Origin of the sequence: Nocardia albiluteola (genome assembly GCF_018860155.1) — a bacterium.
Lineage (GTDB): Bacteria > Actinomycetota > Actinomycetes > Mycobacteriales > Mycobacteriaceae > Nocardia > Nocardia albiluteola.
The window spans coordinates 1,120,051-1,141,493 of record NZ_JAHKNI010000001.1; the positions used below are offsets into that span (position 1 = coordinate 1,120,051).

Annotated in this window: 22 protein-coding genes and 3 pseudogenes; 12 read left to right on the forward strand and 13 right to left on the reverse strand. The window is 66.1% G+C overall.

Annotation, left to right across the window (positions count from 1 at the left end):
• Window positions 1–46: 46 nt before the first annotated feature.
• Window positions 47–508, reverse strand: coding sequence for a MarR family winged helix-turn-helix transcriptional regulator (locus tag KO481_RS05140; RefSeq protein ID WP_215915690.1), 462 nt, complete (start codon window positions 506–508; stop codon window positions 47–49).
• Between the two features lie 96 nt (window positions 509–604).
• On the opposite strand from KO481_RS05140, the gene KO481_RS05145 reads away from it, so the two are divergent.
• From KO481_RS05145 to KO481_RS05155, 3 genes are all read left to right on the forward strand, one after another.
• Window positions 605–1,228 carry a GTP cyclohydrolase II gene (locus KO481_RS05145; RefSeq protein ID WP_281066000.1) on the forward strand — a complete coding sequence of 208 codons (624 nt, stop codon included), beginning with the start codon at window positions 605–607 and terminating at the stop codon, window positions 1,226–1,228.
• Between the two features lie 9 nt (window positions 1,229–1,237).
• Window positions 1,238–2,029, forward strand: coding sequence for a dioxygenase family protein (locus tag KO481_RS05150; protein ID WP_245400269.1), 792 nt, complete (start codon window positions 1,238–1,240; stop codon window positions 2,027–2,029).
• Between the two features lie 188 nt (window positions 2,030–2,217).
• Entirely contained in the window at window positions 2,218–2,742 is a 525-nt protein-coding gene (locus tag KO481_RS05155; protein WP_215915691.1) for a hypothetical protein, read from the forward strand.
• Here the strand turns inward: KO481_RS05155 and KO481_RS05160 are convergent.
• Window positions 2,733–3,854 carry an aminotransferase class V-fold PLP-dependent enzyme gene (locus tag KO481_RS05160; RefSeq protein WP_215915692.1) on the reverse strand — a complete coding sequence of 374 codons (1,122 nt, stop codon included), beginning with the start codon at window positions 3,852–3,854 and terminating at the stop codon, window positions 2,733–2,735. The genes KO481_RS05155 and KO481_RS05160 overlap by 10 nt on opposite strands.
• Before the next feature lie 229 nt (window positions 3,855–4,083).
• Between KO481_RS05160 and KO481_RS05165 the strand changes: the two genes are divergently transcribed.
• The 3 genes from KO481_RS05165 (at window position 4,084) to KO481_RS05175 (ending at window position 7,776) form a co-directional block, all read left to right on the forward strand.
• Entirely contained in the window at window positions 4,084–4,515 is a 432-nt protein-coding gene (locus KO481_RS05165; protein ID WP_215915693.1) for a hypothetical protein, read from the forward strand.
• 268 nt (window positions 4,516–4,783) lie between these two features.
• Window positions 4,784–6,697, forward strand: a complete 1,914-nt coding sequence (locus KO481_RS05170) for an LpqN/LpqT family lipoprotein (RefSeq protein ID WP_215915694.1) — start codon at window positions 4,784–4,786, stop codon at window positions 6,695–6,697.
• Between the two features lie 560 nt (window positions 6,698–7,257).
• Window positions 7,258–7,776, forward strand: coding sequence for a hypothetical protein (locus KO481_RS05175; RefSeq protein ID WP_215915695.1), 519 nt, complete (start codon window positions 7,258–7,260; stop codon window positions 7,774–7,776).
• Window positions 7,777–7,867: 91 nt separating this feature from the next.
• Here the strand turns inward: KO481_RS05175 and KO481_RS05180 are convergent, their stop codons facing one another.
• From KO481_RS05180 to KO481_RS05190, 3 genes are all read right to left on the reverse strand, one after another.
• A complete protein-coding gene (locus KO481_RS05180; protein WP_215915696.1) occupies window positions 7,868–8,671 on the reverse strand; it encodes an SDR family NAD(P)-dependent oxidoreductase in 804 nt (267 codons plus the stop codon).
• Window positions 8,672–8,958: 287 nt separating this feature from the next.
• Window positions 8,959–9,306 (reverse strand): ArsR/SmtB family transcription factor, encoded by a 348-nt coding sequence (locus KO481_RS05185; RefSeq protein WP_215915697.1) that lies wholly within the window; start codon window positions 9,304–9,306, stop codon window positions 8,959–8,961.
• The gene (locus tag KO481_RS05190; protein WP_215915698.1) at window positions 9,303–9,752 is read right to left on the reverse strand and encodes an SRPBCC domain-containing protein; all 450 of its coding nucleotides are present in this window, start codon (window positions 9,750–9,752) and stop codon (window positions 9,303–9,305) included. The genes KO481_RS05185 and KO481_RS05190 overlap by 4 nt, the downstream gene beginning before the upstream one ends.
• A 401-nt stretch (window positions 9,753–10,153) precedes the next feature.
• On the opposite strand from KO481_RS05190, the pseudogene KO481_RS44665 reads away from it, so the two are divergent.
• From KO481_RS44665 to KO481_RS44675, 3 pseudogenes are all read left to right on the forward strand, one after another.
• Window positions 10,154–10,273, forward strand: a pseudogene (locus KO481_RS44665) (MmyB family transcriptional regulator); the annotation flags it as partial.
• Window positions 10,274–10,385: 112 nt separating this feature from the next.
• Window positions 10,386–10,616 (forward strand): annotated as a pseudogene (locus tag KO481_RS44670) (SDR family oxidoreductase); the annotation flags it as partial.
• Between the two features lie 58 nt (window positions 10,617–10,674).
• A pseudogene (locus tag KO481_RS44675) lies at window positions 10,675–10,788 on the forward strand (SDR family oxidoreductase); the annotation flags it as partial.
• 150 nt (window positions 10,789–10,938) lie between these two features.
• On the opposite strand, the gene KO481_RS05205 reads toward KO481_RS44675, so the two are convergent.
• A complete protein-coding gene (locus KO481_RS05205) occupies window positions 10,939–11,172 on the reverse strand; it encodes a hypothetical protein (protein WP_215915993.1) in 234 nt (77 codons plus the stop codon).
• A 92-nt stretch (window positions 11,173–11,264) separates the two neighbouring features.
• Between KO481_RS05205 and KO481_RS05210 the strand changes: the two genes are divergently transcribed.
• Window positions 11,265–11,720: an alpha/beta hydrolase gene (locus KO481_RS05210; RefSeq protein WP_215915699.1), complete on the forward strand. Its 456-nt coding sequence runs from the start codon at window positions 11,265–11,267 to the stop codon at window positions 11,718–11,720.
• Between the two features lie 18 nt (window positions 11,721–11,738).
• On the opposite strand, the gene KO481_RS05215 is transcribed toward KO481_RS05210, so the two are convergent.
• The gene (locus KO481_RS05215) at window positions 11,739–12,608 is read right to left on the reverse strand and encodes an alpha/beta fold hydrolase (protein WP_215915700.1); all 870 of its coding nucleotides are present in this window, start codon (window positions 12,606–12,608) and stop codon (window positions 11,739–11,741) included.
• A 59-nt stretch (window positions 12,609–12,667) separates the two neighbouring features.
• Here KO481_RS05215 and KO481_RS05220 point away from each other — a divergent pair, with 59 nt between their 5' ends.
• Entirely contained in the window at window positions 12,668–13,216 is a 549-nt protein-coding gene (locus tag KO481_RS05220; protein ID WP_215915701.1) for a hypothetical protein, read from the forward strand.
• Window positions 13,217–13,223: 7 nt separating this feature from the next.
• Here the strand turns inward: KO481_RS05220 and KO481_RS05225 are convergent, their stop codons facing one another.
• The 5 genes from KO481_RS05225 to KO481_RS43850 all read right to left on the reverse strand — a co-directional run bounded on the left by KO481_RS05225 (window position 13,224) and on the right by KO481_RS43850 (window position 16,187).
• Complete coding sequence (locus KO481_RS05225) at window positions 13,224–13,982, reverse strand: HEAT repeat domain-containing protein (protein ID WP_215915702.1); 759 nt, start codon at window positions 13,980–13,982, stop codon at window positions 13,224–13,226.
• A 22-nt stretch (window positions 13,983–14,004) separates the two neighbouring features.
• Window positions 14,005–15,261: a polymorphic toxin type 34 domain-containing protein gene (locus tag KO481_RS05230; RefSeq protein WP_215915703.1), complete on the reverse strand. Its 1,257-nt coding sequence runs from the start codon at window positions 15,259–15,261 to the stop codon at window positions 14,005–14,007.
• Between the two features lie 5 nt (window positions 15,262–15,266).
• Complete coding sequence (locus tag KO481_RS05235; RefSeq protein WP_215915704.1) at window positions 15,267–15,566, reverse strand: WXG100 family type VII secretion target; 300 nt, start codon at window positions 15,564–15,566, stop codon at window positions 15,267–15,269.
• Window positions 15,563–15,886 (reverse strand): WXG100 family type VII secretion target, encoded by a 324-nt coding sequence (locus KO481_RS05240; RefSeq protein WP_215915705.1) that lies wholly within the window; start codon window positions 15,884–15,886, stop codon window positions 15,563–15,565. The genes KO481_RS05235 and KO481_RS05240 overlap by 4 nt, the downstream gene beginning before the upstream one ends.
• 172 nt (window positions 15,887–16,058) lie before the next feature.
• The gene (locus KO481_RS43850; RefSeq protein WP_281066002.1) at window positions 16,059–16,187 is read right to left on the reverse strand and encodes a hypothetical protein; all 129 of its coding nucleotides are present in this window, start codon (window positions 16,185–16,187) and stop codon (window positions 16,059–16,061) included.
• Window positions 16,188–16,532: 345 nt separating this feature from the next.
• Between KO481_RS43850 and KO481_RS05245 the strand changes: the two genes are divergently transcribed.
• Window positions 16,533–17,909 (forward strand): ABC1 kinase family protein, encoded by a 1,377-nt coding sequence (locus tag KO481_RS05245; protein WP_215915706.1) that lies wholly within the window; start codon window positions 16,533–16,535, stop codon window positions 17,907–17,909.
• A gap of 12 nt (window positions 17,910–17,921) precedes the next feature.
• Here the strand turns inward: KO481_RS05245 and KO481_RS05250 are convergent, their stop codons facing one another.
• On the reverse strand, window positions 17,922–21,353 hold the full coding sequence (locus tag KO481_RS05250) for a tetratricopeptide repeat protein (RefSeq protein ID WP_308166327.1): 3,432 nt from the start codon (window positions 21,351–21,353) through the stop codon (window positions 17,922–17,924).
• Window positions 21,354–21,443 lie beyond the last annotated feature (90 nt).

Here is a 21,443-nt window from a genome sequence, read left to right on the forward strand (position 1 = left end):
CGCATCGTAACCGCGCGCCGGGGCCGGCGTCGGGTGCGGGAGACATTCAACACTGGCCGCGCAGCCTGCGGTTCACGTTGTCCAGGCCGTCGGCGATCGCGGTGAGCTGCTCGGGGGTGAGCACGTCGATGAACAGGTCCCGCACGGCGGCGACGTGGCCCGGAGCTGCGCGCTCGAGCATGTCGCGCCCGGCCTCGGTCAGCACGGCGAAGACCGCGCGCATATCGGTGGAGCAGGAGCGGCGGCGGACGAGTCCGGCGTGCTCGAGCCGGTCGATCTGGTAGGTGAGTTTGCTCTTGGAGTTGAGCAGGGCGGCGGCGAGCTCGCTCATCCGCAGTTCGCCCTCGGGTTCGGCGGCGAGCCGGACCAGGATCTCGTACTGCAGGTGGGACAGGCCCGCATCGCGTTCGAGCTGCTGGTCCAGGCGGCGGTTGAGCAGGCCGGCGGCGGTGAGGAAGGCCAGCCACGCGCGCGTCTCCTGCTCGTTCAGCCAGCGTGGACCACCCATCGTCCCAGGTTACCGCCGTCGCGCACCCGGGAATATCGATACGGGCATCACTGTTCAAATTTGAACGGAAGTAGTTCCCCGGACCCCGGAGCAACCATGACATCCACTCTCGGCACCGCCGCCGCATCCGTGCGCAGCCGCGTGCGCATTCCGCTGACCTTCGGCGACGGGTACTCGACCACCGCCGAGGCGGTCACCTTCGACGGACTCGCCGACGGCCGCGAGCATCTGGCCCTGGTGCTGGGCGAACCCGGCGCGGTGCCGCTGGTGCGGCTGCATTCGGAATGCCTGACCGGCGATGTGTTCGGCTCGGCCCGCTGCGATTGCGGGCCGCAACTGCGCGAGGCCGTGGAGCGGATCGCGGAGACCGGCGGGGTGCTGCTGTATCTGCGGCAGGAGGGGCGCGATATCGGGCTGTACAACAAGCTCGACGCGTATGCACTGCAGGACCTGGGCATGGACACCTATCAGGCGAACACCGCGCTGGGCCTGCCCGAGGACGGGCGCGACTACACCGCCGCCGCGCAGATGCTCGCCGCGCTGGGCCTGCCCGAGATCGACCTGCTGACCAACAATCCCGACAAGCCGCGCCAGCTGCGCGCGCTGGGTGTGCGGGTGCGCTCCACGGTGCCGACCGGAGTGCACGCCACCCCGAACAACCTGCGTTACCTGCGTGCCAAGGCCGAGCACACGGGGCATACGATTCGATTGATCGGCTAGGAGGCGCGTATGTCCACCACTGAGAATCCCGCCGCCGCCCGCATGCCGGTGCTGTATCTGAGTCACGGGGCGCCGCCCCTGGCCGATGATCCGATGTGGCCCGGGCAACTTGCCGCGTGGTCGGCCGAATTGCCCAGGCCGAAGGCAATTCTCGTGGTGTCCGCGCACTGGGAGGACGCACCGGTGACGCTCGGCGCCACCACGACCGTGCCGCTGGTCTACGACTTCTGGGGATTCCCGGATCACTATTACACCGTGCGATATCCCGCCCCGGGCGCTCCTGAGCTGGCGGCGAAAGTGCGTGCCCTGCTGGGTGATTCGGTGCACGAGGCGCCGGAGCGCGGGCTCGATCACGGCGCCTACGTGCCGCTGGTCGAGATGTTCCCGGACGCCGACATCCCGGTGCTGCAGCTGTCGATGCCGACCCTGGATCCGGTGGGCCTGTTCGAGCTGGGCCGTCGCCTCGCGCCGCTGCGCGAGGAGGGCGTATTGCTCATCGGCAGCGGGTTTTTCACGCACAACCTGCGCGAGATGACGCCCGGCGCCGCCGCGGACGAGGCGCCGTCGTGGTCCAGGGAATTCGACGACTGGGGCCGGGAAACCCTGGCCGCGGGGGATATCGACGCCCTGCTGAACTTCCGGCACGCCGCACCCGCCGCGCAGCGCGCCCACCCCCGCATCGAACACTTCGCGCCGTTGTTCGTGACCCTGGGTGCCGGTGAGTCCGACCTGAATTCGCGCCGCACCCCCATCGAGGGTTTCTGGTACGGCCTGGCGAAGCGCTCCATCCAACTCGGCTGAGTGCGGGCTCGATTCGCGTTGTACCGTCTGCTGTAACAAAGCCTCAATACTCGGCGAATCCTGGTTGTGGTCGTCGCGCACCGCGTCGACCTGGACAGATCATCACGAACAGGACATTCCTCTCTGTTGGGGGTGGGGATCGGTTCTGCTTTGGCATGCCGACTTGGGCGAAGAAGAAAGGGAGCTTTATGAGCAAGCAGCAGACGACGATTCGACGCGGAATTCCGGGCGGGCGGCTGTCCCGGATCGGGGCCGCGATCGCCGGGACGATCCTGGCCACCGGTGCGATCGCGATTGCCGGTACCGGCGTTGCGAATGCGACCGCGGTGCCGGTGGATCCGTCCGGATATCTGGTCGGCAACACCGTGTATTTCACCGCCCCCAACCTGGGGAATTGCGCCATGCAGTCGAATGGCTGGGTCGGTTGCGACCTGGCCCAGACCGAGAATTGGGCCGGTTTCCAGGTCTCCAATATCGGGATTGATCTGGGGTTCCTGCCCGCGCATCCGGCCATCGGCCCGATCGGCACGCACGGCCAGGCCGGTAGTCGCCAGCTCGTACCGCCGGCCCCCGCGCCGGGGCAGGCCTACGGTCCGGATGCGAGCATCAGCTACGGCGGGGCGACGTGCACGGTCAGCGGGTTCCGTGCGGAGGTTTCGTGCAACTCGCAGGGGCACAGCTTCAGCTTCGGGTTTACCGAGGGCTACAACTGAGACTTCGGCGGCACAGGTAATCCTCTGGTGTGCTTGTGCCGCCGCAATCGGTGAGTTGAGCGGGATCGGTTGTCGCCGAGGACTTTCAGGGCGCGGTCGACGTCCTCGGCGGTGTTGTAGATGTGGAAGGCGAAGCGGAGGAGTCCGTTTCGGGAGGTCGCGATGACTCCCGCGGGCGCGAGGCGGTTCGCTCGGTCGTCCTCGTTGAGGATGGTCACTATGGGGGAATCGCCGGGAAATGCGGGAATTCCCAGATCGGCCAGGCCGGAGCGGAAGCGCTGGGCCAAGGCCAGGTCATGGGCGCCGACGGCCTCGACGGTCAGCTCGTCGATCAGGTCGAGGCCGATCAGGGTCGCGACGACGCCCAGGCCGTCGGGGGTGCTGTCGTGGCGGCGGGCGGTGTCGGCAAGGCGTTGGGGCGCATACATTTCCGCCCAGCGATCGGCGGCGGCGTACCAGCCGGGGGCGGTGGGGCGGGCGGCGTGCGCGGCCTCGGGGTTGATCGCCAGCAGGCTGGTGCTACGCGCGCCGAGCAGCCATTTGTAGGTGGCGCCCACCCAGAAATCCGCGTCGGCGAAACGCAGCGGCAGCCATCCGGCCGCCTGGGAGACGTCGAGCAGGAGCAGGGCGTCGTGGGCCTTCGTGGCTGCGCGCAGCTCGGCAGCGTCGACGGTCCGGCCGTCGACGGACTGGGCGAGAGCGACCGCGACCAGGGCGGTTTCGGGCCGCACCTCCTGTGCCAGGCGCTCCAGCGGGACGATGCGGACGGCGAGATCGCCGCGATAGCGGAACGGATTGGTCACCGAGGCGAAATCGCCCTCGGCCAAGAGCACTTCCACGCCGGCGGGTAGTCCCGCGGCGACCGGGCCGATCAGGCTGCCCACCGTATTGCTCACCGCGACATCGTCTTTCGACGCTCCCGGGAGAAGCCGGGCGTAGGCCGCGCGGAGTTGATCCACGGCGTCGTGATTGTCCGGCGCTCGCCGCCCCGACCTCCAGTCGTGGAGGATCTGCTCGAACGCCGCCACCGTGCGGGCCGGTGGCAAGCCGTACGCCGCGGTGTTGAGGTAGGTGGTATCGGGATCGAATTCGCCAGGCGCCAGGGAGTTCATGCATCCACGATCGCGCCGGGCACTGTTTTCGGTCTATAGCCAGCGGCCGGATCGTGGACCGCGCGAGCGGGCTGCGTGTGGACGAAATGAGGACTACCGCGGCGCAGCACCGGTGGTCGAAGTGCCCGCAGAGTGAACGTTGGGTAAGCGGTCGGCCGTTGTACCGGCGCGGCCGTCCGACGCCAGTTACGATGTGGCTGAATACAAGTCGTGGTGGAGGGCGAGGGGGATGGGGTTGTTCTTCGAGCACCCGGCGGCGGTGCCACAGGATGTTATTCAGACCGTGATGCGGCAGGCGCTGCTGGATCCGGCGCCGGCCGATGCCGCCGCCGAGGCCGCCCGGCTCATGCAGATGCTCGGTTCCAACGATCCCCGGCTCACCGGTGCGATCGCGACCGCCCTGAAGACCACCCCGCCGTCCCCGGAGCAGGCCGATAAGCAGGCCCAAACCGCTGCCGCCACACTGCAGTCCGTCGGTCCCGCCCGGTTCTACTGGGGACGGGCGATGATCTCGGTCGGCCTGTTCGCCGTGCTCGCGGGCATGGGGTTCTGGTCGGACACCGCCCACGACGCAACCTCCGCGACCGCGTTCTTCGGCTTTGCCGGGGCGGTATTCGGGGTGGTCACGACGTTGCTGTCGACGGAGAAGGCGCGGACCTGAGGGTAGCTGGCTGGGGTTGGTCTTAGGTTCCCGGTCGGGCACGGTCGACGTGCACGCAACCGCGGAGTGTGATGACGCCGAGGCCGAGCCGGCGGGGAGCTGGTCGTGGATGGCGAGCCGCTCGCGACGCCCGCGCGCCGTCGATCGGGCCGGAAATGGGCTGTCGAGGCGAAAAGTGCAGGTGGGGGCCAGGTCTGGCCGGGGATGGGCACCGCACCTGAGCATACGGTACCGTCGGATGCGCACGAGGAGGAGGGGATTCGGCGCGATGACAGCTGCCCAAGAACTGGCTTTGCCTACTGTGGGAGAGTTTTTGAGTGCCGTCGGGGTGGCGGCGCAGGTGGTGTATCCCGAGCATCCGGGGGCACCTGTTGTGTCACTTGACATTCCGTACGACTGGCACGAGGTGATCCGGGAGGTCCTGCCGGCGGCGTTCGGCGCGTGGGCGCTGCCCCCGGAGGAGGACGCACCGCCGCAGGAGGCCGGGTGGGTCGACAATGCCGTGGTGATGGTCTGGCGGATGTCGCGGCCGGTCGATCCCGCGGCCGTCATGCGGTGCGCGTTCACCGATTCGCGGCGCCTGCCCGACTGGCAGGAGCGCCGCACGAAGACCGAGGACTGCGACGGTTTCCCCTCGGCCGCCATCTCGGGCACGTACACCTTTGGCGAACTGAGCCTTTGGGTATCCACCCGCTACCTGATGGCAGGCACCCCCACCGGCCAGTATCTGCTGCAACTGTCCGTCACCACCCGCGCCTACGACGACCGGGACGGCCGCTTCATCGCCGGATCCCTGGGCGTGCAAAGCCCGATCATGCAGCCCCCACCCGCGGCCCACGCCCTACGCTCCGAACCATCCGGCCCGCACACCCGGCCCGAGCCCGCCGTCCCGCCTCTCCAGTCCGAGCCGCCCGCACCGCTCGCATGGTCGGAGGCGGAACCGGTCGCGCGACCCGAATCGGCCGCACACTCCGGGCCTTTGGCATCGGTTGCGCGATCGGATTACTCGCCTGCCGAAATGCGGTCGGGGCCACTGGATTCGGTCCGGCGCGCCGAATCTCCCCTTGCGTGGTCCGAGTCGCTGGATTCGGTTGTGGGGTCGGATTCGTTGGCGTCCGAGTTACGACCGGAGTCGGTGGAATCGCCTCGGCGTGCCGAAACTGCTGTCGCGTGGTCTGAGTCGTCGAATTCGGTCCGGCGCGCCGATTCTCCCGTTGTGTGGTCCGAGTCGCTGGATTCGGTTGTGGGGTCGGATTCGTTGGCGTCCGAGTTACGACCGGAGTCGGTGGAATCGCCTCGGGGTGCCCAAACTGCTGTCGGGTGGTCTGAGTCGTCGGATTCCTTCCCGCGCAACGAATCTCCTGTTGCGTGGTCCGAGTCGCCGGGTGTGGACGAGTGGGCGGATGAGGGAGAGTGGGACGAGTCGTCGGATGCGCGCGGCCGGACCAAGTCCGCTGGTGGTGGGTCGTTCGCGTCGCGCGACGTAGGTGAGTGGACCGATGCGGGGGAATGGTCGGAGCCGGCGGATTCGCGTCCGGGTGCTGAATCCGCTGCCGCGTGGTCGGATTCGGCGGATTCGGCCATGCGCGACGAATCCGATGCCGTGTGGACCGGGCCGCTGGAGGCGGTGGGCGGGTCCGAATCTGCTGCCGGGGTTCGGTCCGATGCGGTGCGGTCGGAGTTGGCTGGGGAGGGGTGGTCTCGGGAGCGGGCGCCGTTGGCTTGGTCGGAGGCGCCGGATGTGGATGGGCGGTCGGAGGCGGCGCCGTTGGCTTGGTCGGAGGCGCCGGATCTCGAGGGGCGGTCCGAGTCGATGCCGTTGGCTTGGTCCGAGTCGCCGGATCTGAATGAGGTGGAATCGGCTGGTGGCGCATGGTCCGAGTCGTCCGACGAGGGGGAGTGGGGGGATGAGGATGACTGGGACGAGTCGGATGAGGATGAGGGGGAATGGGTGGAGGAGGACGAGGAGGCCGATGTGGGGGAGTCGGCCGAGCCTGAGCCGCCGGTGACTTGGGCGGAGACGCCGAGTCTGGTTGTTCGGTCCGAATCCGTCGCTGCCGGAGGGCAATCCGAGCCGCCGCCCGTTGTGCGTGACGCGTTGCTGCCCGTGCTGGGGGCCGAGAGTGGGCCGGAGCCCGAGGCCGACGCACATCGATCTGGGAACGTGGACTTCCATATCTGAGGTCGGTGATTGGGCCGACGCGACTTCCCTCGCTCCAGGGGATCATGTCGGCTCATATGCCCATCGCGTCTTCCTCGGCAACGACATGCTGCGCTACGCCGACGATCGCGGGCGGCCGTGGCGTGACTCGTGCGTGCTGGGTGCACCGTGACCGGATCGTCGTCCGCATCATTACCGAGGCTGCGAGCGCTCGGCGCGACTGCGGTGGGGGCTAGGGCACCGGGATCGCTGCGCTAGAGCACCGGGAGCTCGGTCGAGCCGTTCGGATCCGGCAGCAGGCACCATTCCGTCGCCGACACCATGTCGCAAACCGCGCCGAATCGTGGGCCACCGTGCCGGACTTGGTCGGAGCCGGCGTCGATGCTGTGTCCCGCATTCGATGAACCGTGCGGCGCACAGTGATCCGAGTCACTGTGATGGGCCCCATGTTTGTGCCGCAATGGACCCGGCTGACCAGCGGCGTTGCCATGTCGTTACGATGTATGGACTATCGAGGGTGGAGTTCGATCAAGGGTGCTCGGGCGGGTGAGTGATGCGAGCGGCCGGAAGGATCGAAACCAATGCCAGGGACCCTGGGGGATATTCCAGCCAACTATCTGCGGCGTGCCCAGCCGGATCCGGGCTCGCTCTCGCCCAGGGTTCCCGCCCATCCGGACGCGTCGAATATCTGGCAGCGTGCGAAAACGGTGGTGGTCACCCGCATTACCGGGCCACAGGAGCTGGTCACGGCGCCGCGTCTGGTGGTTCCGGTCGGGCAGAATCAGCTCGCGTTCCGGGTGTCGTCGTACGGCACCGAGGCCGATCAGCTGGCCCGCGACGGCCGCGTGCTCGTCCAGCCCGGTGATTGGCGCGGCAATCCTGCCCTCGGCTCGCAGCAGCGGCAGGGCCGTGCCCAGGTGGTTACCGGCGGCACCCTGCTGCCGCCCGTCCATGCGGCGTTCGAGGCGAAATACCGCTGGCAGACCTCCCTGGCCAAGATGGCGCACCGCCTGTCGAGCGGGGCCGCACCCTACGGGGACCTGATCGTGCTGGTCACTGTCTTCGAACCTATGCAAGCGCTGACGCCCGGGCCGCGCTGACGGCTGGACTGCGTTGGCGCCTGGGCTGCGTTGGCGGCCGCGCCGCGCTGATGGCCGCGCCGCGCTCACGCTCGCGTCGCGCCGAGATAGCTCAGTCGACCAGGGCGCCGGCGGACAGATTGACGATGGTGCCCGTGATGGCCCCGGCCCGGTCCGAGGCCAGGAATGCGGCCGTCTCCGCCACTTCGGACAGCGTGGGCAGTCTTTTCAGCAGCGTTCCCTGCACCATCCCGCCGTCCTCGAGGAATTCCGGGACCGACTGCCCTGCCGCCGCCGCGAACTGTTCGAAGAGCTCCCCGGTGTAGGAGCCGGCGGCGGGTGCATCGATCACGGCATGTGGACGGATGCCGACGACCCGGATGTTTCGGGGCGCCAGCTCAGCGGCCAGTAATCGCGAAAACGCCTCCTTACCCGCCGCACTCACGCCGTGCCCGAGGATGCCGCCCGCCGCAAATTTCGCGCCCGGCTCGGAGAGCGTCACGATGACACCCGGTCCCATGTGTCGCGCCACGGCCTTGCTCGTGATGAACTGCGCGCGCAGGAATTCGTCGATCGGTCGCATGAACTCCTCCAGCGAGAGATCCGCCAGCATCGTCCCCTGGTCGTGCATGAAACTCACTGCGTTGAGGGCGATATCGATGCCGCCCGCGCTCGCCGCCACCGCGTCGGCATGCTCGTCGACCGCCCGTTGATCGAGCACATCGACCTCTGCGATCTCGGCCGTTCCCCCGTCGTCGGCGATATCACGCGCCACCGCAACGAGTTTCGCCCGCGTCCGTCCGGCTAGAAAGACCCGGGCCCCTTCCCGGGCGAATACCCGCGCAACGGCGCCGCCGATAGCGCCACCGCCGCCGTAGATTACGGCGTTCTTACCCTCGAGCATCAATCCGCTCATGTCGGACTCCGTTTCATTGATGGGCGAGATCAGTGGAGCCTGATCCGCGATGTGTTGGATGGGTTCAGGTACGAGTACCGATGCACCGTAAGTTCATTCATTGGTCGAGGTCGGTCGCGATGTCCGGCAAATCTCATGGACGACCTGCTCGATGCGGTTCAGGTACGGGTCTCGGTATGCTCCAACCGACTCATTGATGCCGGAACTTTGTGGCGGTGCCGACGGGAATTCGATCCGCGATGTCTTTATGCGATTGATGTGCAAGTCTTGTTGCACCGCACTCTTATTCATTGATGCTTCGGTCGATCGCGCTGCTGACGCTGGATCTCCTCCGCGATGTGCTTGATGCGGTTCAGGCGCAAATCCCACGCTGCCCCAACAGCTTTCAGCTGCCGGATCGCGCGCGACAGCTGGGCCTGGTCGACCTCGTAGCGCCGTTCGCGGCCCATGGGCGTCGCATGCACGAGCCCGGCACGATCCAGGACGCCGAGGTGCTTGGTGACGGCCTGGCGGGTGATCGGGAGACGTTCGCTCAGGCTGGTGGGTGTGCCGGAACCCTCCGTGAGCAGCTGGTCGAGCAGGCGGCGCCGGATCGGGTCGCCGATCGCGGACCAGAGCTGGTCCTCGTCGATCATCGCGCCACCACGGTGGGGGCGTAGCTCCGCAGCCGGGGCAGGAACAGGTCCCAGCCGCGTTCGTGATCGTGGAAGGCTTCCTCCAATACCGCGGCCTCCCAACCCTTCTCCCGCCAGCCGGTCTCGGTCAGTCGCAGAATCGTGCCCTCGCCCGAGGCCTCGAGCTCGAAGGCGACCAGCAGGGAGTTGCCCGCCGCGGGCCGCTGGCCATCGGGCGCGACCCACCTGAACGAGAACCTGCGGGGCGGATCCACGTCGACGACCGCAATGGAGGCGACCTCCGCGCGATCACCCCACACCAGCTCACCGACCCCACCGGGCACTGGTTCGAACGACGCGTCGTCCGGCCACCACATCTTGATGTGTTCGGGACTACTCACCACATCGAACACGATCTCCGGCGCCGCCTCGATGCGAATCTCGCGTTCCAGCTTTCCGAACTCCATCTCAGACCTCCAATAAGCAACCATTTGTTGCGTATTACTCTGCCATGGGTCGCGAGGATGTGCAACGTTTTGTTGCGTAATCATTCGGGCGGGCTCGGTACTGCGAATTGTGTGCCGGTCAGCTCCCCGTGCCCGGCGGGGCCCAGCGCGCCGCCTCGATGGTCCCGCTCGGCGAGCCGATCCTGCTTCGACGGCCGCAGGGATTGCTGCCGGGGCGTTCATCGGATTCGCCAGCGTCACGTCGACGAACGCCGCCACCGCCCCGGAGGCCGCTGTCACGGGGATTCGCGCCGAGCAGATGGTCGCCCGTTACCTCCACGGCGCCCGTTGGGGCGTGCCTACGACAGCGCCCCTGAGGGAACGGTGCCGATGGCCGTGGGGCTCGCTGCCGAGCGATCGTCTTGCGACCGGGACTGCGCGCCCTACTCGACGCGATGGACCACGTGCCCGCCTACATCGTCGGCCACCACACCAATCTCCTCGCGTGGAACAACGCCGCGACGGCCCTTTTCGTGCGCACGACTGATCGTCACCGATCTCCGCACGGCCGTGCGGGAACTCGAGGCCGGCGACCCGGACCACGTGGCCGCGCTCGTCGGCGACGTCTCCGATGCGGAATTCGCGCGCGCCACAATGGAATCGGCCATCGAACGGTTCGGTCGGCTCGAGTCCGGCAACGGCGGCGCGATCGTCTCGGTCGCATCGGTCTCCTCCGTCGTCGCTTTCGCCACCCAGACCGCCTATGCCGCGTCCAAGGCCGCGCGGGCGCAGATCACCCGAGTACTGGCGATCGAAGGCGGCCCCAAGGGAATTCGCTCCAACGCCGTGCTGCCCGGCGTGATCGACACCGACATCATGAGAGGGCGTGGTCGACAACGGCCGCGAGATGCTCGCCTCCTTCGGGTAGGCGCATCCACTCGGCCGGATCGGGCGACCCGAGGAGGTCGCGGAGACCGTCGCATTCCTGTGCTCCGACGCAGCGAGCTTCATCACCGGCTCGCTCGTAGCCGTCGACGGCGGATGGACTGCACAGTGAACGCGCTGCTGCGCGCATCAGGTAACGCCTCGATCGTCAACGGTCATCGCCACACCCATGATCCAAGAGATTCTCGACGAACAGGGCGACCAACAGCAGGACATCGTGCGGTACGCCCATGCGCCGCGGCGGCCTCGCCAGGGAGACCGCTTAACCTATCCTCGCGCAATAGGGATCGGTCCAGGGAGCAATACCGAGCAAGCACTCGGCCGATCCGGTCAAAGGCGAAAAGACGATCGGCTGCCCAGTTTGGGCCGGCTGCTGGTTCATGCTCGGTGCGGGCTCCAGTGGAATGCCGGCCGCAGCCGAGGCCATGCCGCCCATCGCCACGCCGCCGGCGAAGATGGCCGCCGCAGCCACACAGCTACCCAGTGCGTACTTCACAAGAGTCCTTTCATCGAACTTCCACTTAGCAGCATATGCCGTATTCCCAACGGATGGAACTGGTTTCGTTGATTGAGGAGTGCGCAACCGAGATGTCACTCCCGCTATCTGGGCGACTGACCCGGCTCGACCTGATCGCCGCGGCGGCAGATCCCAACCCGGCGTTCGAGGATCGCGCGCGGGCGGCCGAAAACGACGGTCTCCCAGCGCAACTCGCGCCCACCCGCACCCGCTGGTTCACGCCCTCGGCGCTCGCCGAGAATCCCTGGTGCGTGCGGTATGCGCGGGACCTGGTCGTCCGCAACCGCCTCGAGCAGTGGGCGGCGTCCTCGCGTGCGCCGACCGGCCTCGAGACCCGGCCCAAACTTGCCGACATCACCGTCCCGACCAGGGTGACCGCGGGCGGCAGGGATCTCGCCTACCCGCCCGAGCTGATGCGCACCGTGGCCGACGACATCCCCGGCGCGCAATTCCATGTGATCGGCGAGGCGCCGCACATGGTCAGTCTGGAGACCGCATCACAACTGGCCGCGCTCCTGTCCGAGTAACCCGAAGCACCGTGGTCATTACTCACGGATTTCCGGGAGTTCCAGCATGGCGGTGAGCAGCGGATCCCAGGTGCTCCCCGGAAGTTCGTGGCCGATGCCGTGCAGCGGGAGCAGGGTGGCGCCGGGGATCTCCCGTGCCAAGGCCTCTCCGTTGGCGTACGGAAAGAACGGATCATCGGTTCCGTGAGCCACGAGGGTCGGTGCGGTGAGCTCGCGCAGCCGCTCCCGCCAGTGGTCGCCCGCATCGGCATACCCGAGGTTGAGGATGCTGGATGCGATGTCGGTCGTGCGGTCGACCGTCCGAGTCGCCCGCCGCCTTGCCTCCTGTTCATCGAATCCGTTTGTACCCGAAAGCATTCGGGCCTGTTCAATTCCGTAGTCGATCACCGCAGCTCGGTCGGACCAGTCCGGGCGGGGCACTGTGCGGATGAAATTCGTGACCCGGTCCGAGTGTTCGGGCAGATCCGGGTCCGGCGGGCCGGGAGGCGTGGGGCGGGTGTTGATCAGGGTCAGGGCCGATACCCGGTCGCGGTGGTCGAGGGCGGCGAGTTGGCAGATCCATCCGGCTACCGAGAAACCCACCAGGTGGGCTCTCGGAAGTTCGAAGGCATCGAGCAGTCCGATGAGGTCCGAAACCAGGTCGCGCAGGCTGTAACCGGGGGAGCCGGTCGGGTAGGTCGTCGATCGGCCGGTGTCGCGGATGTCGTAGCGCAGGACGAACCGGCCCGCGCCGGCGAGCCGGTCGCAGAACTCGTCCTCCCAGAACAGTCTCGACGTGCTCGGCAGCAGTACAGGTGGTTGCTGCCGGTCACCGAAGGTGGTTACGCACAGCTCGACCTCACCTACGGTGACCATGTGCTCGGGTGAACGTTCGACATCAAGCGGCATGGGGACTCCTTTGCGGTTGCCTCTCTCGAGGAGACTCCCTCCGCCGCCGAAACTCATCGGTGGCCCCCGCCGGGCCTCCCGCGCCGAGCGGCTCGTCGAATTCACTCTCCGCCTGGATCGCCGAAGGCGGGCCCACCGACGCGACCCCGTACGGCTTCGCGACCAGCAGGTGCACGGGCACGAAGGTATTGCCTGGCCTGCACGCCTTCACTAGTCCGAGCACGAACCTCTCCTGCTTCGCCGAACTCACCGTCTCGCCGGGCAAGCCCTCCGTGCCGTACCTGACGTGTCAGACGAGGCTCACCAGCACCTCGGATACCTCGTCGACACCGTACGTCTACTACACGGGCAACGAGGTGGACACGCAGGTGGGCCATCACGGCTACCCCAGCGACTTCCAGAAATTCGGTCAGGGACCGGTACTCGAGTACAGGCACCAGATCGAGGTGGCGGGTCTGCGGTGCCGCATGGATCCGACCGGGCTGTATTGCGTTGACAGCAAACTACATTCGGGAATTCGCTTCAGCGACAATCGAATTGGTGGTTACAGCTGCCTGCGTCCGGACGCGGAGGACACGACCGGCAAGGTGACGTGGTGGATGTGCTGAACCGGGATTACGAGAAATCGTTCAGCATCCCCGAGATCTGCCGATTATAGAGCGGCCAGCGTTCGGCGGCGGTTGTCAGGGCCGATCGGATACGTGCGGCGTCGGAATCGAGAGTCGGTGGTGTCGGGGCATGCGCTAATTCACTCAGATCGTTCAAGAGTCTGGCTGTCTCCGCCTGGTCCGCTCGTACCAGATATTCCAGTACCCAGCTCAAATGTTCCTGTCCACCCAGACGGTATGCTGCCAACCTCAAGGCCGAAGTGAGCATTGGGTCGTCAGTGATATCCGAAATCATGGAGTTCAACGCGGGCAGCACTTCCGCATCGCCATATCTGCCGAGGGTATTAGCTGCGTACGCCCGCACTTCATCGTACTCGTCATCGTTGCCTATCACTCGCTCGAGCGTTTGTACGGATTCATGACCAGGGTAGGAACCGAGAGCCTCCGCAGCGGAGGCGCGCACCAACCAAGAGGAATCTTCTAAAATTATTCTCACAAGTTTGCTGGATGCCGGGGCATACTTCACCAGGCCCAGTGACTCCACGGCTTCGTTGCGCACCATCTCGTCTGCGTCCGCAAGCAATTCCAACAACACTGGGCCGACCTCGAAAATATGGTTCACGCCAAGATATCCGGCCGCTCGGGCCGCTTCGCTTCGAACGACGGGGTCCTCGGAGGTGACCGAGCGCAGAACTTCGGGCAGCGCGGAATCGTCCCCGGCTTTGATCATCTCGATGAGTGCTTGAACTCGACTATCTGGATCCATCTGCATCGCTCCTCTCTCCCGATCATTTACCGCCGCCACCACTCGAGTGGCGACAGCCGTATTGCTTCTGAGTCTTCTTGATTCGCTGGCGACGCTTGCCATCGCTACCTGCCGTATCCCACAGTTGAGCGAGTGCCTCACATGCGCTGGCGGCCGCACCGCTCTTGATCATGTCATTCATCTCCTGCTCGATACCGCTGTCGGCGACTCGCTGCTTCCCGCCCTTCGCCATCACAGACACCATCGCGCCGGCTACTGAAACCGCGACCAGCGATGCGATGTCGTCCAGATCCTTCTGGATGTCCAGTGGCTGGAACTGAGATGCGGCTGCTCCGATACCAATGCCGATCTCGATCACCTGCAACAGTCGACAGACCCGCCAGAGATTGGCGATCGTCTCGGCAGACTCACCAACAGCGGTGACACCTGCCGCTGTCCCTCCTGCGGCTTCTGCTTCGACTGGTCCCAGCGTCGCGACGCCGACAGTCAGTAGCTCGGTCAATCCAACTGCTGCTGCTGTTCCCAACGCGATCCAGAAAAGGTCCTTCATCAACGAGTCGACGTGATCATTCAGATCGGATCGAAATGAAGTCAGTGCCTGCTGATGGGCTCTGACCGGACCTGCCAAGGCCTTTGATGCGCCCGCTATCGCATCCGCCCCCTTACTTAGGGTCGTTAGATGCGTCTCTACATCTTCTAAATCTGGCGAGCTAGCGTCAGCGGCTGTGAATGTGGCCATGATGGATTTGATTTCGCCCGAAGCCCCGGTGATAGCCTCGTGACCGGAGAACTTTTCCCAAGCGGATGCGGCGCCGTCCAGAAGGGTGGTATCGCCGTTGGGCAGTGCAAATCCTATCTTGTCCAGCAGGCCTGGTATCTTTGTGTCCAATCCTACGGCATTCCCGCCGAAGGCAGAGGATGGAAACGGGGTATCGTCGCCGTATTGAAGGCCCGATGGGGTTGGTTTGTCCGGTGGTCCCCCTTTGTTTGGATTTATGTCGGCCAGCCAGTTCGAATACGCCCAGTTGTGTCCTGCAACGTCCAGGATGTCGGCGAAATTTGCCATGGCATTGACGTACGTTGTGAAGGTGTCCAATAGATCAGTGGAGTTATCGTCGTATCCCGACGACCAAGTCCGGACCTTGTCGTAATTGCCGGCCATGTTTCGGCTGTTGATCAAAGTGACCAATAATGGAGAGAATACCAGCTGAGCGGCTGTGTGGATGCCTCTAAGTTTCTTTGCGGCGTCGTAATATACTTGAGGCGATACATTCACCATGTCGGCTACCTGCGGCTCATCATGCGGGTATTCGAGTCGACCGCGGCGGTGTAGCTGGTGTGGGCGCTGCGCGCCGCTGTGGTCATGTCATCGACACCCTGGACAAATTCACGCGCTGCCGTAGACCATTCGCGATGGGCGATCTCGTGAGCAGCCGCGGCCGCTCCAGACCAGGAACCAGCATGCACGGAAGCTGCCTTCTGATCGAGAGTATCCAGATGCTCGGTGATGAACCCGACCAGGCTGGACAACCGCGTGACGATGTTGTCGAGCTGCTCGAGGTCGACAGTGTATCCGCTGCTCATGGCAGGTCCAGGCTGGAAATCTCGGCGGCGAACTGATTGTCGTGGCTCCGATACGAGTCGGCGGTGACGCCGAGGGAGGAGGCCATCGTGCTCAGGGCATCGATGATCGTGGATCCCCCGTCCTGGCACTCGGCCCAGCCGGAAGCAAAACTGGCAGAAGCAGTTCCGGTCCATCCGCTCGAAGTCAATGCCTCTACCTCGCGTCCCGCGCCAGTCAGTGCCGACCGCAATGTTTCGGCCAGGTCGGATGCGTACTTGCCGAGTGCCGCGACGTCGTCCGGAATCGCAGAGATCTCAGGACTTCCCCCTGTGTCAGCCATGTACCGGAGGTTAGCATGATGAGCAAGTGGCGGGGGTGCGTGTCGTGGCGTCACGAACCGATCGTGTGGATTGAAATATGTTGCAGAAGAGGAATATTCAGCGTGCAGCCGAGATTCCGGCGCTGCGCGTGCGGAGGGGGCCGACGTCACCCGGCGTCGGCCCGCGCCGGATCTACTTGGGCAGGATGTGCTCCAGGATGGAGCTCCCGGCATTCGCCAGATCGAGTACTCCAACGGCGGCCTTGAAGCCGAGTTCGATACAGGCAGTGACGAGTTCGATGATGCTGGTGGCAATTCCCATGACTTACTCCAGTTTTCGTGATGACTGATCCACGCCGGCGACCCGGTGCGGTCGAGCGATTCTCACGGTAGGAACGCGGCGCCCCGCCCGGCCATGGGCTCTCGCGGTAGGTACCGCCAACACCCCTGCTCACAGCACAATTCCTGTTTTCCTGACCTGCGCGGCGAGCGAACCGGCGGCCGACCGAATACCCAGGCCACAGGGACGAGATTTCCGGACCGGAAAAGTGCGGCGGCGCTGCGATCGGCGGTTTCACGGCCGGGTGCGGGCGGCCGGTAGTGCTGGATGGGTGTCTGCGCCTACCGTTCACGAGGCGGTCATGAGGTACCCAGCGGAGGAATCGGTATGGACAACCCCGTGTCGAAGTCGGGACTGGTTCGAGCGTCGAAGCTGACGGCGCTCGGCGGGGGTTATGTCGTTCGCAGGCAGCGCACGAAGCTATCGATGCTCGGCCGATCCGAGCAGGTCCGGGAACGCCTCGCCGACGAGTCCGTCTGGCAGCTGGCCGAGCAGATGGTTCAGGTGCTGGGCGAGATGAAGGGCCTGGCAATGAAATTGGGCCAGCTGCTGTCGCTGTTCGACCTGGATCTGGTTCCGCCGCGCCATCGCGAGACGTTTCAGCGTCGGCTCGCGGTGCTGTTCGACAGCGCTCCCCCGGTGCCGTTCGATGGGATGCGTCAGGTGATCGAGGAAGATTTCGGAGCGCCGCTGGAGACGCTTTTCGCCGAGTTCGACCCGCAGCCGATCGCCGCCGCCTCGATCGGCCAGGTGTACCGGGCCAGGCTCGAGGACGGCGTCGAGGTCGCGGTGAAGGTGCAGTATCCGGGGATCGACGCGTCGGTACGCGCGGATCTGCGGAACCTGGCGCCACTGCGACCGCTGCTGCGGCCGATGTTGCCGGCCTTCACGGTTTCGGTGTTCGACGAAATGCGCGACAACTTCGAAAACGAAATCGACTACACGATCGAGGCCCGCAGCCAGCAGCGCGTGGCCAGCAGATATGCGGGTCATCCCTTTATCGCTGTGCCCCAGGTATTTCCGGAACACAGCAGCCGCCGTGTCCTGGTCAGCGAGTACATGCCGGGAATCGGATTCGACGCCATGCGGGCCCTGCCGGCCGCCGAACGCAACCGGATCGGCGAGATCATCTACCGGTTCTATGTGGGTACGCAGTTCGAATTCAACGAGTTCTGCGGCGACCCGCATCCCGGTAATGTGCTGCTGGGCCCGGACGGCCGGGTGGTGTTCGTCGATTTCGGGCTCTACAAGCACATGAGCGCCGAGCACGTCGCGCTGGAGGCCGCGTGTCTGCGCGCCATTGCCGAGGATCGGCCCGAGGACCTGTATCGGCTCATGGTGGGACGCGGTGTCATCGGCGACCGATCCGGCGTGACCGTATCCGAGTGTTTCGATTTCGCCTTGGCCGCCACGGAATGGAGCATGGTCGACGGGGACGTGCCGATCACCCCGGACCTGGCCTGCGGCGGCTTCCTCACCGTGGTCGACCCGCGGCGGAATCAATTCTCGGGGATGCGGCACCAGAGTCTTCCGCCGGAGCACCTGATCTCCCGCCGCGCCGACTTCTGGACCTGCGCCACACTCGGACAACTGCGGGCGACGGCGAACTGGTACCGGATCGCGTGTGAATGGCTGTACGGCGACCCGCCGGCCACCGAACTCGGCCTGCGGCACCGGGATTGGAAGGCGCAGCTGAATGGTTAGGCCGCGCGGGCGTCACCGGCGGCTGGTCGGCGCCGGTAGATCTCGCCAGACGCGGCGCTTGCGCCACCGGATCTGTATCTCACGAATGAGGCGCAGCCCATCGAGGTAGGAGATGATGGCGTCGTGCGGATTGCTCGCCTCCTCCCAGGTATTCGTGATCCGCTCGAGCAATTCCGCGCGCCGGGGATGCTTGTCGATCTCACGGAATGTCGCCAATCCCCGTTGAGCCCAATTCGCCATCTCGGAGTAGTTTCCGGTCTGGTATTGCAGCAGGCCCAGTCCGATGAAGGCATACGCCTCGCCGACGCGGTCGCCGACCTCGTGGAACATCGCCGGCGCCTGTTCCACCATGGCGACCGCGCCGGAATGGTCACCGTCGGCGTACCGCAGCAGGCCCAGTCCGACGAATGTGTAAGCGTGACAGACGCGATCGCCGATCGCATCGAAGATGCCCAATGCCCTTTCCGCCGGATCGATCGCTCCGGATGAGTTCCCCTGCGCATAGTGCAGCAGGGCGACGCCGCCCAGGGCGAAGGCCTGCCCGAATCGATCGCCGATGTCCCGGTAGATCCGCTCGGCCCGCAGCAGCAGTTCGATCGCTCCGTTGCCGTCGCCTATGGCAAAGCGCAGCCTCCCCTGACTGATCAGGACGTACGCCTGGCCCACCTTGTCATCGATATCGCCGAATATCGTCGATGCCTGTGCCAGCAGGTCGGCTGCGCCCGTATCTTCTCCTGTCGCAATGCGCAACCGGCCGAGGCCGACCAGAACATACGCCAGGCCGACCTTGTCGCCGATTTGCTCGAACAGCGCGCGGGCCTCGAGCATCGGGTCCTTGGCGGCGGTGTAGTCACCGTTCGCATACGCCACCAGGCCCAGCCCGATGAGCGTATACGCCTGGCCGACGCGGTCGCCGATATCACGGAATATCAGCATCGCGGCTTCCATGCGTTCGACCGTTCCCGAATAATCGCCGCTGATGTATTGGGACAGGCTGAGATCGTTCACGGCGTAGGCCTCGCCCACCCGGTCGCCGATGTCCCGGAATATCGCCAGCGCACGGTTCATATCGTCGCCCGCGGACTGCCATTCCGCGGTGGTGAAGTGCAGCCTGGCGAGACTGTCCAGCGCGTACGCCTCGCCCACCCGGTCGCCGACCGTCCGAAATATCTGCAACGCCTCCCACGCGTGATCGGCGGCGACCGCGTACTCGGCGGTCGCGAACCGCACCGATGCCAGCGCGTTCAGCGCGTGCGCCTCGGCGAATCGGTCCCCGGCGGCTCGGTAGATCGTGAGCGCCTGCTCGACCGAGGCCGCCGACAGCGAATAGTCGCCGGTCGCATACTGAATCACCCCGAGCCGGTCGAGCGCGGCCGCCTCTCCGACGCTGTCGCCGATGTCCCTGAATGCTTGCAGAGCGCGGCTGACCCATTGTGCCGCAACGGGATAGTCGCCGGTAGCATATCCGGCCATGCCCTGCCCGATGAGGGCATAGGCCCCGGCCGAGCCGTCGCCGTCTCTCTCGTAGATCGCGGCCGCCCGCTGCATCAGCTCGGCCGTGCGAGGGTAGTCGCCCGTGGCGTATGCGAGGGTGCCGAGCATGCCGAGGGCCCGCGCGTGGTCTGCCGGGTGGCCGATCTCCTGATAGATCGCCGACGCCTCCAGCATCGGACCGACAGCGCCCGGATAATCGCCTGTGGCATACCGCATTACGCTCAGGTTGTACTGGGCGTCCGCCTCGCCTCGCCGGTCTCCGTCGAAGTTGGCGAGGGCGGCCGCGCGGCGATGCAGCTCGATGGCCACCGGCCAGGGGCCGTCGAGGCGCAGCAGCCCGGCCACGACGCCGGTCAGGCCGATCGCTTCCTGCCGTCCCGCTCGGTCGGCGGCGGCATATTCGAGAGAGTCCAGCAGGTTGTCGCGCTCGGCCCGCAGCCAGGCCAGCGCATGCGCCCGGCTCGCCGGACGCGGTGTGGCGGGGAACGCGCCGTTGATCGGCGGCCGCCGCGAACGGGTTTCGACCGCCAGACACCGATCGGCGATTTCGCCGGCGTGCCAGTAGTAGGTCAGGACACGATCCACGGCGGCCCGCCGATCGACCGCCGGGTCGTGGTCGGCCAACTCGCTCGCGTAGACGCGCAGCAGGTCGTGCATCCGATAGCGGCCCTCGAGCTGTTCCTGGAGAAGATGTTCGGTGAACAGCGCCTCCAGTTCGCGACGGGCGTCGGCCACCTCGACGCCGTCCAACGCCGCGGCGGCGAACTTGTCGACGGTGCGGCCCGGGTGGATGCCGAGGCGCCGGAACAGACGCTGCCGATCGGGTGGCATCACGTCGTAGGACATCGTGAACGCGGCGCGCACGGCCCGCTCATCGGCCTCGAATTCGCCGAGGCGATCCTGAGCGGTGGCCAGGTCGCGGGCGACGGTGGTGACGGTCCATGCCGAGTGATAGCGCATGCGGCCCGCGATGAGCACGATCGCCAGGGGCAGGCACCCGCACAGCCGGACGATCTCGGCCACCGCCGGATGATCGCGGTCGGCCAAATCGAGACGCGCTCGCGTGCAGAACAATTCGGCCGCCCGGTCCGGCTGCAACGAGTCGAGGACGAACGGCTCGTGATCATCGAGCGCGACGAGCTGTCGTCGGCTGGTGATCAGGGTCAGGCAGTCCGGTCCGGTCGGCAGCAGCGGTTCGACCTGTGCCCGATCCCCGGCGTCGTCGAGCACCAGCAGGATGCGCTTCCCCGCCACTCGATCCCGCCACCGGCTACGACGGCTCTCGAGGGTGTCGGGGATCTCGCGCGAATCCATCCCCAGATCGGTGAGCAGCCCGGCCAGCACATCGGAAGGCGACGCCGCGGTGCGGCCGGGCGCGTGGGCCTGCAGGTCCACGAACAATCGACCGTCGGGAAACCGGTCCTCCAGCCGGTGCGCCACACTGGTGACGAACGCGGTCTTGCCCACGCCCGGCATACCGCTGATCGACAGCACCCCACCGCGTTCGGCGATGCCCGCGATCCGCTCCAGTTCCTCACCCCGGCCGATCAGCGGGATGTCTCGTGGCAGGGTGTCGGTAACCGGGCGTGACACCGACGCGGTCGCGGCGGGTTTGTCGCGGGCCTCCTGCCATAGCTTCTGCCATGCGCCCATCGTGAGCGCCGCGACCGGTTCGGTCGACTTCCGTTGCCGCGCTAGATGTCTCAGCGTCACCAGGATCGGCTCGAGCGATGCGAACTTGGCGGGAACGTGCTTTCCCGCGCGCCACGACTGGACCCGCTGGATGGTCGGGACCTTCCAGGTCGGTCCGAGCCGCTCCCGCGTCTGCCGGGTGACCCGCTCCAGGGTCGGGTCTCCCGCGGCCCGGAACAGTTCGGATAGACGTACTGCGAAAAGCTCATTCGACCGAACGGCGTTGTCTTCGGTGTCACCATCGCCTGCTGAGGTCACCTGCCCAGGGTAGTCTTCCCGGCTGGTCACACTGGGGGCTTCACATGATCGGGGGTAGTGGCGCATCCGGCCGGAATCCGGCGCTAAGCC